9 protein-coding genes and 1 pseudogene are annotated in these 16,376 nt (G+C 48.4%); 3 read left to right on the top strand and 7 right to left on the bottom strand.

What is annotated here, in order from left to right:
* Positions 1-491: 491 nt before the first annotated feature.
* Complete coding sequence (locus tag H6F76_RS29260) at positions 492-2,066, top strand: glycosyltransferase family 39 protein (RefSeq protein ID WP_206754425.1); 1,575 nt, start codon at positions 492-494, stop codon at positions 2,064-2,066.
* A 25-nt stretch (positions 2,067-2,091) separates the two neighbouring features.
* On the opposite strand, the gene H6F76_RS29255 is transcribed toward H6F76_RS29260, so the two are convergent.
* The 6 genes and pseudogenes from H6F76_RS29255 to H6F76_RS29235 all read right to left on the bottom strand — a co-directional run bounded on the left by H6F76_RS29255 (position 2,092) and on the right by H6F76_RS29235 (position 9,814).
* A complete protein-coding gene (locus H6F76_RS29255) occupies positions 2,092-4,014 on the bottom strand; it encodes a DMT family transporter (protein WP_242036898.1) in 1,923 nt (640 codons plus the stop codon).
* Positions 4,015-4,480: 466 nt separating this feature from the next.
* Positions 4,481-5,857 carry an inorganic phosphate transporter gene (locus H6F76_RS29250; protein ID WP_190513651.1) on the bottom strand — a complete coding sequence of 459 codons (1,377 nt, stop codon included), beginning with the start codon at positions 5,855-5,857 and terminating at the stop codon, positions 4,481-4,483.
* Positions 5,858-5,971: 114 nt separating this feature from the next.
* Positions 5,972-6,106, bottom strand: a pseudogene (locus tag H6F76_RS31675) (AAA family ATPase); the annotation flags it as partial.
* Between the two features lie 23 nt (positions 6,107-6,129).
* Positions 6,130-6,729 (bottom strand): Uma2 family endonuclease, encoded by a 600-nt coding sequence (locus tag H6F76_RS29245; protein ID WP_190513649.1) that lies wholly within the window; start codon positions 6,727-6,729, stop codon positions 6,130-6,132.
* 41 nt (positions 6,730-6,770) lie between these two features.
* Positions 6,771-9,398, bottom strand: a complete 2,628-nt coding sequence (alaS, locus tag H6F76_RS29240) for an alanine--tRNA ligase (RefSeq protein ID WP_190513647.1) — start codon at positions 9,396-9,398, stop codon at positions 6,771-6,773.
* Positions 9,399-9,571: 173 nt separating this feature from the next.
* Positions 9,572-9,814, bottom strand: coding sequence for a hypothetical protein (locus tag H6F76_RS29235; protein ID WP_190513644.1), 243 nt, complete (start codon positions 9,812-9,814; stop codon positions 9,572-9,574).
* A gap of 458 nt (positions 9,815-10,272) precedes the next feature.
* Here H6F76_RS29235 and H6F76_RS29230 point away from each other — a divergent pair, with 458 nt between their 5' ends.
* Together H6F76_RS29230 and H6F76_RS29225 are read left to right on the top strand one after the other, a co-directional pair.
* The gene (locus H6F76_RS29230) at positions 10,273-11,931 is read left to right on the top strand and encodes a DUF262 domain-containing protein (protein WP_190513641.1); all 1,659 of its coding nucleotides are present in this window, start codon (positions 10,273-10,275) and stop codon (positions 11,929-11,931) included.
* 285 nt (positions 11,932-12,216) lie between these two features.
* Positions 12,217-13,155 carry a hypothetical protein gene (locus H6F76_RS29225; protein WP_190513639.1) on the top strand — a complete coding sequence of 313 codons (939 nt, stop codon included), beginning with the start codon at positions 12,217-12,219 and terminating at the stop codon, positions 13,153-13,155.
* Between the two features lie 234 nt (positions 13,156-13,389).
* Here H6F76_RS29225 and cphA read toward each other — a convergent pair whose 3' ends face one another.
* A complete protein-coding gene (gene cphA, locus H6F76_RS29220; protein ID WP_190513637.1) occupies positions 13,390-16,113 on the bottom strand; it encodes a cyanophycin synthetase in 2,724 nt (907 codons plus the stop codon).
* Positions 16,114-16,376 lie beyond the last annotated feature (263 nt).

Genomic DNA, 16,376 nt, shown 5'->3' with positions numbered 1-16,376 from the left:
ACGCTCTAGAAGCAACCTTTACTAACGCGCTGAACTGTCCTAAAACGCCCACTAAGACTTTTAAATCTAAGGAACGCAAGCTACAGGCAAGGATGAGGACAATTTGAGCGCACATCGTGTCTTGATTGCTCTCATCCAAATCATATGGCATTAAGACATTCTTAAAAAGGGTTGATTGTTATGTCGTACATAGATCTATGTCTATGTATCGCGATCAACGAGCTCTGCTCTGTCTATAGCTAGAGAAAGGGACAGGAAAGACCTAAATTAAGAAGAGGCTACTTGGCTATTGCCGTTTCCCTAACACGCCAGGTTATAGAAAGAGTCGCATTTATAGTGTTGTCCATCTGTTCAAAAAATAGCGTTCGGTGACGCAGGTTTAGCTTTCAGCTTGCCTCCATATTGGTTGTTTGCTAGCGTTTTCATTTACGGTGTTCTTGGCAGCTTTGTTTAGCGATTGAGCCGCCTTCGTTCTCGTAGCGTGAAGTCAATTGATACAAGACTGGAAAAACTCCCGAGCACAGTTAAAGTGGCTCATGGCAATGGTGCTGGCGTTAGGCATCTTTTTTCGGTGTACTCACCTTGACCAAAAGGTCTATTGGCGCGATGAGGCGTTTACCTCTCTCAGAGTTTCTGGCTTTACAGTAGCGGATGTCCGTCAACAGCTTTTTGATGGGCATGAAATTGGGAAAGCTGATTTGCAACTTTATCAGCAGCTTAATGCCGCAAAAAGCTGGCTGGATACGGTGGAGTCGCTCGTTGTAGAAGATTCACAGCACCCGCCACTGTATTATCTGCTAGCTAGAGGATGGATGCAGTGCTTTGGCAGTTCCGTAACAGCAATCAGAAGCTTGTCTGCGTTCTTGGGGTTGTTGGTATTGCCCAGTCTTTACTGGCTGTGCCTGGAGTTGTTTGAGTCAGCGCTCATAAGTGGCTTGGCGATCGCACTGGTTGCCGTTTCTCCCTTCCATATCCTGTTTGCTCAAGAGGCAAGGGAGTTCGTACTATGGACGGTCACGACGCTACTTTCTAGTGCGACGTTGCTGCGAGCCATGCGCGTGCAAAAGCGTTTGTGGTGGCACCTCTATGCCGTTGCCACTGTGCTGGGACTCTACACCTTTCCCCTTTCAGGTCTGGTGTTGCTAGGGCACGGACTTTACGTTGCGGTACTGGAAGGATGGCGTTTGAGCAAAGCGATGATCGCCTTCTTGTTAGCTGCTCTGGCAGGGCTATTCGCTTTTTTGCCCTGGTTACTAGTCATGCTGAATCAGGCGGCTAAGATTCATGCCACAACCGGCTGGGCAACTGTGAAGACGAATCCCTTTTTGCGGCTTTTGGAGACCGCTTTCAATACTAGCCGCCTCTTTCTAGATGTCGATTTTAGTTGGTACAATCCCTTCACCTACATCATTCCACCCCTGATTGGTCTGCTGGGCTATGCGCTGTACACGTTCTGTCGTCAAGCGCCGCTGCGGGTCAAGCTTTTTATCCTGACGCTGGCTGGGGCGAATGCTTTCACGCTGATGCTGCTGGATTTATTGCTAGGTGGTTTGCGATCGACGGTGCCTCGCTATCTGATTCCCTACAACCTGGGCATTCAGCTTGCGGTTGCTTATGTGCTGGCAACAAAAATGTCTCAGCCTCATAAACGATCGCAGCAGTGGCAACAAGTGACGATCGTCCTGGTAGCGCTTGGTATCATCTCAGGTGCCAGCAGTTGGTCAGCCGAAAGCTGGTGGCATAAATATGACAATGCTTATCTGCCACCGATCTCGCGTATGGTAAACCAGGCACCGCAACCCCTACTCCTCAGCGATAATGTCAGCGATCGCTCAGTAGGCAATCTCCTTTCCCTTAGCCATCGCCTTAGTGATCATGTCAGGCTGCGGCTAGCGACCGAAGCGGCAACACTGGAGCCGCCCGATATTAGACACCAGGTTTTTCTGCTACGACCAAGCGATACTCTCGTATCGAAACTGCAACAGGGTAAAACTTACCAACTCACGCAGGTTTACAGATTGATTCAGTTTTGGCGGCGCGATCGTCTTCCCGACTCAAAGGCTTAGGCAACCCGTTCAAGCAACTACTTCGCTACTTTACCGCTGCCTGACGTTGGCTCCGCATCCGCTCAAAGCTAAGAGCACCTACACCAAGCGTCACGAGAAAAATACCAAAGAGCTGCATCCCTAGTAGCGGGTTGTTGATCAACACAAACGCCAGCAAGGCTGTAACAACGGGACCGCTAGAAGCCACGATCGATGCTAGCGCCGCGCCCATATAGCGCACACCAAAATTATTGGTTAAGTAGCCAACCAGTGTCAAAGCGCCCAAGATGATGCCCCCCACCAAAAATCCAGCAGGCTTATCGACTTGAACGCCCAGGTTCAGCGGCAACGTCAGGATAACGCTTGACAACACAAAAATAGTTGAGAACTGAATAAGTGTGACTGGGATGGGATGTAGCTTTTTGAAGCCAAGCTGCATACACACTAAATAAAACGCAAACGCTATACCAGACGCGATCGCGGTCAATGCACCGCCACCAGATACAGTGCCACTTGTTGATGTCAGACCAGGTAGAGCGGTAAAAATCACGCCCAGCAAAATTGTGAACATCACAATCCAACGTAGGCGCGTTGGACGATCGCCAAACAGAAACCACGCCAACGGGACCGTCACAATGGGATACATGAACAAAATTGTTACTGCTGGACCGGCACCAATCTTGCCAATTGCCATGTAAATAAATACTTGAGATAAGAATAAAAAGACGCCGCTGCCAATCACGGTAAAGAGCGGGCGGCGATCGGGCGCTGACAAAAACTTCTTCAGATCTCGCCAGACAGGGGGGTACAAAAACATGGCTACAGGCACCATCAGCGGCAGCACTACCAGCATCCGCAGCCACAAAATGAGCAATGAATTGCCTAGATTGAGCTGAAGAAAACCGCCCAAATCAAACAGACCAAGCACCCTCGCTGGATGCAGCGTGAATACCTTCGCTACCGGCTCCCAGCTTCCACTGCCAATGATCCGCACTACCACATTGTGGATTGACAGTGCTGCTGTCGATAGGAGTACCAGCAACAACCCTAGCTGAAAGTTAGAAAGTTCCTTTTTCGATCGAGCGGGCAGTGGCAACGGTGCACCCGGTGCTTCTAATGGAATTGGGCGAGCGCTCGGTGGCTCATACTGCTGACTAGGCGCTGGGTAAGCTGGACTTGGTGGCACCGTTGGTGCATACGACGGCTGAGTTTGCGCTATGCCATCATTTGCCACAGGTGCGGCATAATGTCCCTCTTTCGCATAGCCATTCTCTCTGGGGTAGCCGTTTCCATAGTATGGCTGCGGCGATGCGGCAGGAGGGCGACTAGCCTCCACCTGAAGCTGTTCACGCAGGCGATCGATCAGCGCTTCTAAAATTGCCTCGCCTTGCTGCTCCAGCCCCTGCATGCGGTTCAGTTGCTGCGATAGCGAACTTTGATAGCTGTTGAGGTCTTGCTGTAAAGCCTTAAAGGTCGTGCTAAAAGTAGCATCCAGAGAAGCTAAGAGGCGCTGAGCATGATCACTATGACCATTGACAGCAGTCAAAGGCAAGCCTGCTGCTGGAGCCGTCGATGCCTGAGGTGTACTGGCGAGCTGATTGAGCCGCTGGATCATCAGCGCTTGCAAATGGCTTGCTAACACCTGAGCTAACTGCTTGGCCCAAAGCTGCTGCTGTGCGATTTGCTGCTGCGAGAGCGCTTCTAGTTGGCGTGATTGCAGCGTTTGATAATAGGCTTGCAGCTTATCAATGTCTGTTAAGAGCCGCGTTTTTTCGGCTTGCAGGCGGGCAACATCCCGCGAAAGCTGACCAATCACCCCTTGCTGGAGCGCTGTCAGATCCTGGGCAACGGCTTGCAAGACAGTATTTACTGCCCGAGCGTTTTCTGCCTCAGTTGTTGACTGGTCATCAAATAGTTTCGATTGTGGCGTGCGCCCTTCAGACGTTGGAGAATCGCCCAGTTGCCCCATGGATGGTTTCCTCTAACCTGCCAATCCTAACTGCGAGTACTTGTCGATCAGCATCTTAATGATCAGAATGCCCCTTTTGATTGCCAACCTCCTAAAGCATCTGTAATTCATCCGTTCTCACGGTACTCCCCATTGAGGAAAACAATGACTCAAACAGGAAAAAATTTAAACGTGGTAAGGATGTGTGTTGTAAGAACGATCGTCGGCAGGCTCATTGACGCTTAACGCTTGAGTGATTGTTTCCATCAAAGGGGCTTTCGGTGACAACTAGCACTGCCATCAATCCTTTCAGCAAGCTTGCAGAGAATATGTTCCAGGCGTAACTTAACACAGCGTTAAGTCCAGTCTTTTGAATAAGGGACGCGATCGCAGCTAAACGCTAGAGGTGGCTGAACGGAGATGCGATCTCTGATTAAGCATAGATCCAATTAAGGATAGACCCAAATCCGAACGATCGCTGCTTAATTTAATGAAATGGCAGCAACCAACGGCTGAGGCTAAAGATGAGTGCACCTAGCCCAGCAGCAACAGGAACTGTGACAATCCAGGCAAGCCCGATCGAGCTTAAGGTCTGCAACCGAATCGACTTCATTCCCTGTACCAAACCAATTCCTATGACTCCACCCACTAGTGCGTGAGAGGTTGACACGGGCAAACCCAATCGCGATGCCAACAAAATGGTTGTTGCTGTGGCAAGTTCGGCACAGAAGCCGCCACTAGGCTGGAGCGGAATAATACCTTCCCCGATCGTTGCAATCACCTTCTTGCCCCACACCGCCAGGCCTGCAACAATGCCCGCACCTCCCAGCACCAGAATCCACAACGGCACCTGAAAGTTCTCTAAAGGAACTGTACCTGTTTGAACGATGTAGACGATCGCCGCCAGCGGAGCCACTGCATTCCCCACATCATTCGACCCATGAGCAAACGCAACAAAGCAGGCGCTTAGAAGTTGGAAGCGAGCCATCAGTGATTCGGTCGCTGAGAAGGGAGAGTGCTGGGGAGAAGGGGGGCTAAGGAGAAGGGGGGCTGGGGGAGAAGGACTAAGATTTTGATCGGTTTTATCGTCAATTAGTTGTACTTCTACCCCTCTTGCTCCCTCTGCCTCCTGCCTCCCGTCGGCTGACGTTTTGGGAAGCCTGCCTCCTGCCTCATCCAAATGCCTCCAGCTAAAAAAAGTTAACCCAACTGCCCCGATCGCCCCAATTGCCAGCGAGATTGTATGGGATGGCAACGGTAACGCAACGGCGAACTTTTCCACAACAGTGGGTAGAACAATCACACCAAAGGCACTGAGCAACGCAGCACTCAGCCAGGGAATCCATTCTCTAAGCTGCGCGATCGCGTCCGGTTGGTCAAGAATCCAGCGTTTGATTTGGCTATAAAAGAGGGCTGCGATCGCTCCACTGATGACAGGAGTGACAACCCAGGTAAGTGAGATGATGCCAATCGATCGCCAATCGACGGCTTGAGAACCAATTGCAACGCAGGCAAATCCAGCGATCGCGCCGACCACTGCATGGGATGAAGAAACAGGCAGCCCCTTTAAAGTCGCAAGATTCAGCCATAGACCGCAAGTAAGCAAAACAGATACCATGCCCACTAGCAAAAGCTGTGGCGACTGCGCGAACAACGCTGGATTCACAATCTTCGTTGCCAGTGTTGCCGATACATCTCGCCCAAACAACACTGCTCCCGCAAATTCTAGAATGCCTGCAATGACCAACGCTTGTCGCAACGTGACCGCCTTTGAGCCAACGGAAGTGCCCATTGAGTTGGCAACGTCATTGGCTCCCAAGTTCCAGGCAAGGTAGAACGCGAGCAGGCTGGTAAAAATTAGCATGGGCGATCGTTCTTAATGCTTCTTTGACTTCTACGCTTGGGAATCGCGCTTGGTAGAAGGATTGACTGGTACGCTTTCAACCCCTTGTCGCTTGTGAAAGCCTCGACCTCAAAGCCGAAGAAACTCTAAAGCTTTGATCGCCTTTAATTTTCCACTAGCATTAGTGCCAATCAATACAGTAAGTGGGTCAATGGGAGGTTCTGCGTAACGAAAACTTTTTCAGTTTTCCAAGATGAGTTTCTTGAGCATGATCCCACTTCAAAATTAATCGGTTAACGTTGAATCCCTTTAAGAAATTCGTTTCTGGCTTCCAGTCGAGACGGCATCAGCACACAGCGCACTAGCAAATCAATATTTAACTTCGGCAAAAATTCACTGCGAGAAATGGCTTCGTAATCCTGCTCACGCCACCGGTAAAGAGAGAGGCTATTGTCTTCCCAAAACCAGACTTCAGGGATTTCCAACCGCTTGTATTTCGCTAATTTCTTGATATTTCCGCTGGTGATAATGACTTCGATCGCAAGATCAGGATGCTCTTTACTTCCCTTCCCACCGATGTAATAGGATTCATCTGGCTCAAACGAAACTTTTTGCCCTTCTACTTCACGAGTTGCACTGCCAACAGGTACAAATTCAATGCCCATCTCGAAGAAATAAACTTCCAACAGAATCGAGATTGCTTTTTTGAGTAATTCGTGAGGTTCGCCGATCGTCATAAGTTCAATAAACCCATCCAGATAGGTTAGCCGTACTCCAGGCACTTCTTCCATCAGGGTCTGAATCGCCTTGAACTCTTGCCAGCTATGCCAACCGGGCAAGAGAAGCCGTTGCTCTTGGGTTGAAGACGGTTTTTCCAGGATTTGTGGTGTCATGACAGCTATAGAATGCCTGGGGAATATAGTGAGCGACTAACCTAACTCAGTCCAGAGCGTAACTGGTTCTTCGCTTCTTCGAGTGCTTCAGGTAACTTGCTGGCATCACGTCCGCCTGCTTGAGCGAGGTTGGGTCGTCCGCCGCCGCCGCCGCCTGTGAGCTTGGCGATCGCGCCCACTAGTTTCCCAGCCTGTAAGCCTTTTTTAACTACAGCAGGGCTAAAGGCAGCGACGAGACTAACCTTATCGGGTTCGGGCACAGAGCCAAGCACAACCGCACCGTTGGTCAGCTTTTGCTGAAGCTGTTCCGCAGCCGTTTTAAGCGATTCGGGGTCAACGCCATCGAGTTGCGCGATCAGAATGTGGAACTCACCCACAGCTTCGGCTTGTGCCAGCAGGCTATCGGCTTTGGCAAGAGCAAGCTGACCTTTGACGGTTTCGAGTTGCTTTTGAGTAGTTTTGAGTTCGGTTTGCAGGGTAGTGATGCGATCGCCAATCTCTTCAGGCTTAACCTTAAAGCGATCGCTCAAGTCGCGCACAACGGCATCGCGTACATTCAGGTACTCCAGCACGGCAGGTCCCGCAATGGCTTCAATGCGACGAACGCCGGCTGCTACGCCTGTTTCGGAGACGATTTTGAACAGACCAATTTCAGCCGTGTTGCTCACGTGGGTGCCGCCGCACAGTTCCATTGATACGCCTGCTACGTCCAGTACGCGGACTTCGCTGCCGTATTTTTCACCAAACATGGCGATCGCACCTTTGGCTTTTGCTTCTGCGATCGGTAGGATTGATGTTTGAGCATGATGCGCTTCGGCAACCCAGGTGTTGACCTGATCTTCAACCTGTTGGAGTTCGTCGGGTGTAAGCGGGCGAGGGCAGTGAAAGTCAAAGCGGAGGCGATCGAAGGACACCAACGAACCCGCTTGAGAAATGTTGTCGTCTACCAGCTTTTTCAGTGCCGATTGTAAGAGATGGGTAGCGGTGTGGTGTGCCTGGGCGCGACGACGGCAGGCAAGATCAATTTGCGCGGTGACGGCATCGCCTGTATGCAAGGTGCCCCGCTCAATGCGACCGTAGTGGACGAAGAAGGCAGATTCTTTTTGCACATCCTCAATGCGCACCAGGACATCGTCACCAGAAAGATAGCCGCGATCGCCAATCTGACCACCCGACTCAGCATAAAACGGCGTTTTATCCAGCACGACCTGTACATCGGTGCCAGCCTCAACGGTTTGTCTGGGCTTGCCATTGACCATTAAGACCTGCACTGCTGCGTCGGTTGCTGGTTGGGTATAGCCCAAAAACTCGGTTTGCTCAATATGGTCTGCCAGATGATCCAGTGTGCCTAGAGCGGTGAGGTCGATCGTTTCATGCGCTAGTTGCGAGCGCCGCCGTTGTTGCTCCATCTCAGCTTCAAAGCCTTTGGCATCAACGGTCAACCCCTTCTCAGCCGCAATCTCTTCGGTTAGCTCTAGCGGAAAGCCGAAGGTGTCATAAAGCGTGAAGGCATCGTTGCCAGAAATTTGTCCACCCGCGCCCATTTGCTCAATGACCTCTGCCAGGAGCTTCTCACCCCGATCGAGCGTTTTCAAGAAGCTGATTTCTTCTCGTTGTAGGGCGACTTTAATCGTCCGCTCCATCGCGCGCACGCTGGGATAAGCAGACTCAGACAGGGCGATCGCGGCTTCGGCAACCTTGGGTGTAAACTCACCATCAATGCCAATCAAGCGACCATAGCGAATGACGCGCCGAATCAACCGCCGTAGCACATAACCTCTGCCTTCGTTGGATGCCACTATGCCATCGGCAATCATGTGCACCACGGCACGGACGTGATCGCCGATGACTTTCAGCGCAATCTGAGTTGTTGCGTCAGCAGTAGCGTAGTCGAGCTTAGCGATCGCCGCCGCCTTCTGAATAATGGGAAAAATCAGATCGGTTTCATAGTTGTTGGGCACCTTCTGGAGGATTTGCGCCATCCGTTCCAGTCCCAAGCCTGTATCAATGTTTTTGTTTGCCAGCGGTGTCAGATTACCTGCTGCATCCCGGTTGTACTGCATGAACACCAGGTTGTAGAACTCGATAAACCGAGTGTCGTCTTCCAGATCAATGTGTTCATCACCTTTTTCGGGATGAAAGTCGTAGTAGATCTCAGAACACGGACCACATGGACCCGTAGGACCCGACACCCAGAAGTTATCTTTCTCGCCCATGCGCTGAATCCGATGCGCTGGAATGCCAATCTCATCTCGCCAGATGGCAAAGGCTTCGTCATCGTCTTCAAACACGCTCACGACCAAACGTTCAGGCGGTAAGCCGTAGACTTGAGTAGACAGTTCCCACGCCCAGGCGATCGCCTGCGACTTAAAGTAGTCGCCAAAGCTGAAGTTGCCCAACATCTCAAAGAAGGTGTGGTGCCGTGCGGTGCGTCCTACATTCTCAATGTCGTTGGTGCGAATGCATTTCTGCGAAGTCGTAGCGCGAGGAAACTCAGCCGGACGCTGCCCCAGAAAGATGGGCTTAAACGGCAACATCCCGGCGATCGTCAGCAGCACCGTCGGGTCTTCTGGCACTAGAGAAGCACTGGGCAATATCTTGTGCCCTTTGTCTGCGTAGAAGTCGAGGAAGGTTTGCCGAATTTGAGCGCCGCTGAAGGGAGTAGCCATGAGACGTGGTGGGATCTGCTAAGAAATTATTCGCTGATCTTAATGATGCCGCATGATTCTGTCATTTCACCTGACATCCCGACAAACTGCCCTGACAAAGTGAAGCGGAAGCCGCAACTCAACTGCTGAGAAACAGGAGAGCGGGTTTATACGCAGGCAGAACGCTGGATTGCCTAAACGTGCTTAACGGTAACTTCACCGTTAGTAACCATAGCTTTACCGTTAGTAACCATAGCTTCATCATTACTAACGATCGCTCCAGCGTAAGTAACGATAACTTGTGCATAAGTAACGATTGCTTGTGCAGAAGTTACCACCGCTTGAGCATAAGTAACGATCGCTTCTTCATTAGTTACGACAGCTTGAACGGAAGTAGCGATCTCTCCTGCCGAATCAAGATCAGGAAGAAGAACCATTCAAGAGATAGGAGGGGAAGCAAAGACCTTACCACACTGATAAAAACCTTAAATTTCCGGTTTTATCCCTTTCACATGGCTAATGTGCAGGCAAAGTATAGCCTAATCACTGCGGTCAGATTTTAGAGTACGATGTCTCAGCCTAATTGTCTCAGTCAAAGATTTAGCCGACAAGAGCCTGTCTAAATTAAATTCTCTAACTTAAGTAAATGCGCAGGAACAAAGTCTATCTAATATAAAGTTATGCGCCAACAGGTTAGTGGGAATTTAACGAAAATGATGAGCGCAGAGTACTACTACCTGTCATGTTTAAAGAATCTAGGTTACATTTGTACTGTAGAAATCTAGTTCATCGCTTGAAAGGCCTACTGAGAAAGGCTTTTCCGCACTAAGATTAGAGCATTGTGACGATTGAACTCTTTCTGATTACCATCCCAAACTTAATGTGAGGCAGAAAAATGGAGGCAAAAGAGTCAAAGATTATCGATATTCTTACAGAAAACAAGAAGTACGTTGTTCCGTCTTATCAAAGACCATATAGCTGGGATAAGAGTAACACAGAGCAATTAATAGAAGACATATACAATAGCTTTTGTCAGGAAAACGAAGAATATTTTATTGGAACTTTGATTTGTATACACAAAGGTGATTATACATATGAGATCGTTGATGGGCAGCAGAGACTAACTACACTCAGTCTTATTTTTGCCAAAATGAAAGATTTGATTAGTCAAAATAAAAGAGCTAAAGAAAATCTGCAAAAAAGAGTTCTGCCTATTGATGACTTCTCTGATAAGCCTCAAGAGCCTAGATTGAAAGTTAGAAGTAAGGAGTTTGACCTTTATTACAATTACATCTTGCAAGGGAATTCTAGTTTTCTTCCTGATTCTCCAACATCTACTCAAAAACTTTTTATAGAAAACTTTAAAACAATTGAGGAATATCTGTTATCAAAAGCGGATGACGAAGCTGTTCTTTGCAGTCTTGCAAGATATATATTAGAGCGTGTTTATGTCGTTTTCGTTCAAACAGATAATTTTACCTCCTCATTCAGACTGTTTAATGTTCTCAATACAAGAGGAATGCCTTTAGCTGGCTCTGATCTAATCAAAAATAGTCTTTTTGAAATAGCAGAAGATTCTGGTGAAGGGCATGAAAAAGTAGAGGAATATTGGGACAGAATTGAGGACACCATTGGCGTTGAAAATATGGATAAATTTTTAATGCTAAATAGATTATCTCAAAAGAAAGATCGAGATAGAGCAGTTAAAAATTTGGTGGATGAGTATGCAGATCTTTTGAAAAGCGTGTATTCAAATCAAGCGATAAAATTTACTGTTGATCTTCTTAAGGCTGCAGGTAATTATCAAAGAATTAAAGACTTAGAATTTGAAGATATGGGATTATTCAAAGTTTTTTCTTCTCTGTCCCGGCTTTCAGATGAATGGGTGCCGCCCATTTTGGCTTTTATCAATCGGATGGACAAGGATAACAGCATTAGCAAAAAACAGTTCAAGGAATTTGTTCAAATTTTTGAGAAGTGCTACATGCATGGATGGTTTAAGAAACAGGTGAGAAGTAAGCGAGAAATAGTTTGCTTCTCAGCTTTAGTGGCTATTAATACTGGAAAGACGTTTCAAGAAATAATTGATGTTATTAAAGATCATGCTGACAATTTAGGCTTTATATCTTCTCTTGACGACGATATATATGAGCCATCTCCTAACAGAGTCAATTTTCTAAAAGCTGTACTTTTGAGAATGGATCAGGAGATGCAAGATGATAGTGTATATAAGACCTATCACGGACGAATTACTATCGAACACGTTCTACCTCAGCGCAGTCTTAATGATTATTGGCAGGCAAGATTTACAGACAAAGAACACGCTGAATGGCTACATAAGCTGGGCAATCTAGCATTAATTAGTGGTGCCAAAAACTCCGAGGCTCAGAATAGTTCATTTGACAAAAAGAAAGAAGTTTACGGAAAAAGTAATAAGAAGGTTTCGTTTGATATAACCAAAGATCTCTGTGATTACCCAGACTGGGATATTTCTTCTCTCCAAGGAAGACACAAAGCTTTGATAAGCATGGCTGAAAGTATTTGGGCTTTGTAAACTCTCAAATATGCTTTTTCTTTGCTGAGTGGGACGATTATTAACAATAGAAAATAGTGATTTCTACATTCATATGCCTTCTACAATAGTCTGTCCTTTGGGTACGATCGCTTAAACCTCTGCTGCTGAAAGCTTCGATGCTAAACAATCGCATGGTGCTGGCAAAACAACGATCGCACTGTACCGATATTGACTGATAGGATGAGTTTATTTATTGCCAGCCTCTCGATCGCTTAAAGCCATGACCGAACTTTCCCGAACCTTATAATGCTTGGAAATACATAGGTGGTTGCACTTACAGAAGCTGGGCTGATTACTAGGTCTAGAGCCTCATTCGGCTTAAAGATTAACTTTGATGAGAGGGAGGGAGATCCTTCTCGCGTTTTTGTCGCTATGGCTGAGCTTATCAAAGTTTGCCAAGACATAGACAGAAGACTGGTCAGTTCTATTCAAGTAGATGTTGAACCTATCTTGCTTTTGGAGGATATCCAAAAAGGCTCTCTTATTGCTTGGATTAGAAGTACCTTTAAGTTCCCTCAGAATACTCCCAGTTTGGGCTTAGATTCTCATAAGCTTGAAGAATATCTGGGTGAAAGCAAGTTTGCTCTTATAGATTTTACAAGAAATAAAGCTGCATTAACTGATGTCGGCTTAACAGAAGTTCAGATGAAAATTTTTGGTATTCTATCAGAAAAGAAGCCAACACCTGAATTGCCTATTTACACACCTGTTCCGAAAAAAGACTTGCTTTTCGGCATTCAGAAAATGCAGTCAGCTGTTGCGTATTTAACAGAAGGTAAAGATAGTGTTGAATATATCGGTAGAGATAATAGTAAAACACCTTTTAATCTTGGTTTAGACCTTACTCCAGGAGTCATTGAGGATATATTGACCAAAGAGACTCTTGCTAATGAGATCACAATGTTATTAAAAGTTAAAAAGCCTGATTATCTTGGCTCCTCCCAATGGGAGTTTAAGGATGGAAAAGGCTCAATTGATGTGAAAATTAATGACTTTGAATGGTTAGAAAGATTTAGAAATAGAGAGTTTGTCCTTGCCCCTGGAGATTCAGTATTAGCGATAGTAGGAGTTGTTTCAAAATATGATGTAGATAATAATCTAATTTCTACCAGGCATACATTATTAAAAGTTCTTGAGCTAAGAGCTGCAAACTTATCTAATGAACCGAAGCAAGGGAGATTAGATTCTTTTGAAGAGTATTAAAGGGTTAGCAATTACTTCTTGCCTGCGAATGAGATGCTAGTTTGTCTGCTTGAAGCTTTCCAGAGAATGATTTTCTGACGCGATTTTCTATAGGTAGCTCTGTGCAGTACTCCAGCATGATCTGCCCATCAGCTGAAATGCAGATATTCGGGAAAACAGCGATCGACCCTCTAAGGGAGCGTTAGTTAAATTCTATGCTCCCTCACCACAGCTATGGCTCCTTCATACCAAGTGCTAGCGACTAAAGTTGACGTATTCTACAGATCCTTCAGGGTTAGCTTCTGAAACTGCTTGCGATTGACCATTCTCCGCTGACTTCACAGCTACAGGTGATGGCGAGGGTTTTTCCTCCGGGCGACGAGCGTTGATCAGGCTAATGGCGCGAGTGACGCTTTCGGGTAGGATGACGACCAACCCATTAAGCGAAGCAGCATCCAAAGCCGTGTGAATAGCGGTCACTTCGTCGAGGATGGTTTCGTACCGAGCATCTGGTTTTACTTGCACAATCCCTTCAGTAATTAAGCTGGCGGCATCTCCGCGTGGTCGACCCCGTGTGTCGTCATCTTCTTTGATGATGATGCGATCGAACATCTGTGCCGACAGCTTACCCAGAGTCACAAAGTCTTCGTCGCGGCGATCGCCCGGACCGCCGACCACACCAATACGCTCACCGGGCCAGTTTTTCACAAAGCCGCCTAAGGCTTCGTAGCTGTGGGCGTTATGAGCATAATCGACCAGCGCATGGTATCGACCCAGATTCACCAGATTCATTCGTCCCGGTGTTTGCTCGGTCGAAGCCTGGAAGGTCATCAGCGCTTCACGAATGTCCTCAATACGGACACCCTGGGCGAAGGCTGCCAAACTTGCTGCTAGCGCATTGGCAATCATGAACGGCGCTCGCCCTGCCAGGGTCAAGGGCACATTCACTGCCTGCTCAATCCGCAGCGTCCAGTCGCCTTTAAGAATGGACAAATAGCCATTTTCGTAAACAGCCGCTAGCCCCCCTTGCTGGGTGTGCGATCGAATCAGTGGACTATCAGGATTCATGGAGAAGTAAGCGATTTGACCCTTGACCCGATCTGCCATCGCAGCAACCAGGGGATCATCCGCATTCAGCACCACGTAGCCACCTGGGATCACTGTTTCAGCGACGACACCTTTGACCTGTGCCATTTGTTCGATCGAGTTAATGTCGCCAAGACCCAGGTGATCGGCAGCGACATTTAGCACTACACCGACATCACATGCTGTAAACGCCAGCCCAGAACGGAGAATGCCACCTCTAGCGCTTTCAAGTACAGCGACTTCCACCGTTGGATCTTGCAAAATCAGTTGAGCGCTTTGGGGTCCCGTATTGTCGCCAGGTTCTACTAAATAATCGCCAATGTAGGTGCCGTCGGTCGTGGTGTAGCCTACAACTTGCCCTGTTTGCTTGAAGATGTGCGCCGTCAAGCGCGTTGTAGTCGTCTTCCCATTTGTGCCTGTGAGCGCAATGATCGGCACACGACTGGGTGCACCGGGCGGAAACAGCATACTTAACACTGGCTCAGCTACATTGCGGGGAATCCCTCGACTGGGGCTAACGTGCATCCGGAACCCAGGAGCGGCGTTGACTTCGACAATCACACCATCCACTTCGCGTAGGGGACGTGAAATATCAGGCGTGACGACATCGATTCCTGCAATATCTAGTCCGATAATTTTGGCAACGCGCTGTGCCAGCCAGATGTTTTCGGGGTGCATATCGTCGGTGCGATCGACCGCAATGCCGCCCGTGCTCAAATTAGCAGTCGCTCGCAGATAGAAAATTTCGCCCTCTGGCAGCACTGTCTCGAGGTCGTAGCCCTGTTGCTCTAATAGCTGCCAGGTCGTGCGATCGACCTCCAGTTTCGTCAAGACGTTTTCGTGCCCTTCACCCCGAAGCGGATCTTCATTCGTTTGGTCAATGAGTGCTTTGATTGTTGAGGAACCATCACCCACTACATGCGCTGGCACCCGTTCCGCTACTGCAACCACCTTACCGTTGATAACCAGTACGCGGTGATCTCGTCCCTGATAAAAGCGCTCGACAATCACTTCCCTAGAAACTTCTTTGGCAGCGTCATAGGCGGCTTCTGCCTGTTCCCAGGACATAATGTTGATGGTAATCCCACGTCCATGATTGCCATCCAAAGGCTTGATCACGATCGGGTAGCCGCCGACATCCGCGATCGCCCCCTCCAGTTCATCCAAGTAGCCAATGACCGTACCGCGCGGCACTGGTACACCTGCTTCGCGCAAAATTTGCTTGGTGCCTTCTTTATCCGAGGCAAGCTCAACCGCCAGAATGCCCGTGCGATTGCTTAACGTTGCCTGAATCCGCTTCTGATGTACGCCATAGCCAAACTGAATCATGGCGCGGGCGCTCAGTTGCACCCAGGGAATGCCGCGCGCCTCTGCTTCTTTGATCAGCGTTTCGGTACTGGGTCCCAGTGACGCTTCAGCCTGGAGCGATCGCAAGTCTTGCAAATCTTGCGCTAGCTCCTCTTGAGGGTAGTGGCCCGTTTCGATGATGCTTTGGCAAAGACGCACAGCCGCCCTGGCAGCATAGCGCCCCGCCTGTTCATCCTGATATTCAAAGACAACCTGATACGTTCCCAGGTCAGCCGTTTCGCGGGTGCGGCCAAAGCCCACCACCATGCCTGCTAGCTCTTGTAGCTCCAAAGCCACGTGTTCAACGATGTGCCCCATCATGGTGCCTTCACGGACACGGCTTAGAAAGCCACCCCGGCAACCTGGCGAACAAAAGTGCTCGACCAAACTAGGCAATGCCTCTGTCAGTCCTTCATAGAAGCCAGGAATTACATTGGAGGGCTTATCTGCAAGCTCCTCCAGATCCAGACGCATGACAACGAGTTTTGGACGGCGAATGCTCCAATAGTTGGGACCGCGTAGCGTCTGTACTTTGAGTATTTTCATGACACTGATTCTTTAGGAGGAACGCCAAGGCTGGGCAACAAAATATCAGCTTTTAACTTTTGTTATCGCTAAAAAGACAACCAAAAGGAGCACTCTCTCAGTTTCAAACTCTTAAAACCCCTCAGACTGTTCACTGTAAACATTTCTAAGTCGAAAAGGTGGTTTGCCTCGTCCAGAATGTCCATGCTGTCAGGGATTACAAACTAAAGGCTAATGGTTGAAAAAGATACGTTCGTTGATTGCTTGTTTATAAAAGAACGCTT

Source organism: Leptolyngbya sp. FACHB-321, assembly GCF_014695975.1.
Taxonomy (GTDB): domain Bacteria; phylum Cyanobacteriota; class Cyanobacteriia; order Leptolyngbyales; family Leptolyngbyaceae; genus Stenomitos.
This window is presented reverse-complemented; position numbering and strand designations above follow the sequence as displayed.

What these genes read in the sequence shown, in the direction of transcription:
- H6F76_RS29255 (WP_242036898.1), bottom strand. Translation starts at nt 4,014, where the DNA reads ATGGGGCAACTGGGCGATTCTCCAACGTCTGAAGGGCGCACGCCACAA.
- H6F76_RS29250 (WP_190513651.1), bottom strand. Translation starts at nt 5,857, where the DNA reads ATGCTAATTTTTACCAGCCTGCTCGCGTTCTACCTTGCCTGGAACTTG.
- H6F76_RS29245 (WP_190513649.1), bottom strand. Translation starts at nt 6,729, where the DNA reads ATGACACCACAAATCCTGGAAAAACCGTCTTCAACCCAAGAGCAACGG.
- alaS (WP_190513647.1), bottom strand. Translation starts at nt 9,398, where the DNA reads ATGGCTACTCCCTTCAGCGGCGCTCAAATTCGGCAAACCTTCCTCGAC.
- H6F76_RS29235 (WP_190513644.1), bottom strand. Translation starts at nt 9,814, where the DNA reads ATGGTTCTTCTTCCTGATCTTGATTCGGCAGGAGAGATCGCTACTTCC.
- H6F76_RS29230 (WP_190513641.1), top strand. Translation starts at nt 10,273, where the DNA reads ATGGAGGCAAAAGAGTCAAAGATTATCGATATTCTTACAGAAAACAAG.
- cphA (WP_190513637.1), bottom strand. Translation starts at nt 16,113, where the DNA reads ATGAAAATACTCAAAGTACAGACGCTACGCGGTCCCAACTATTGGAGC.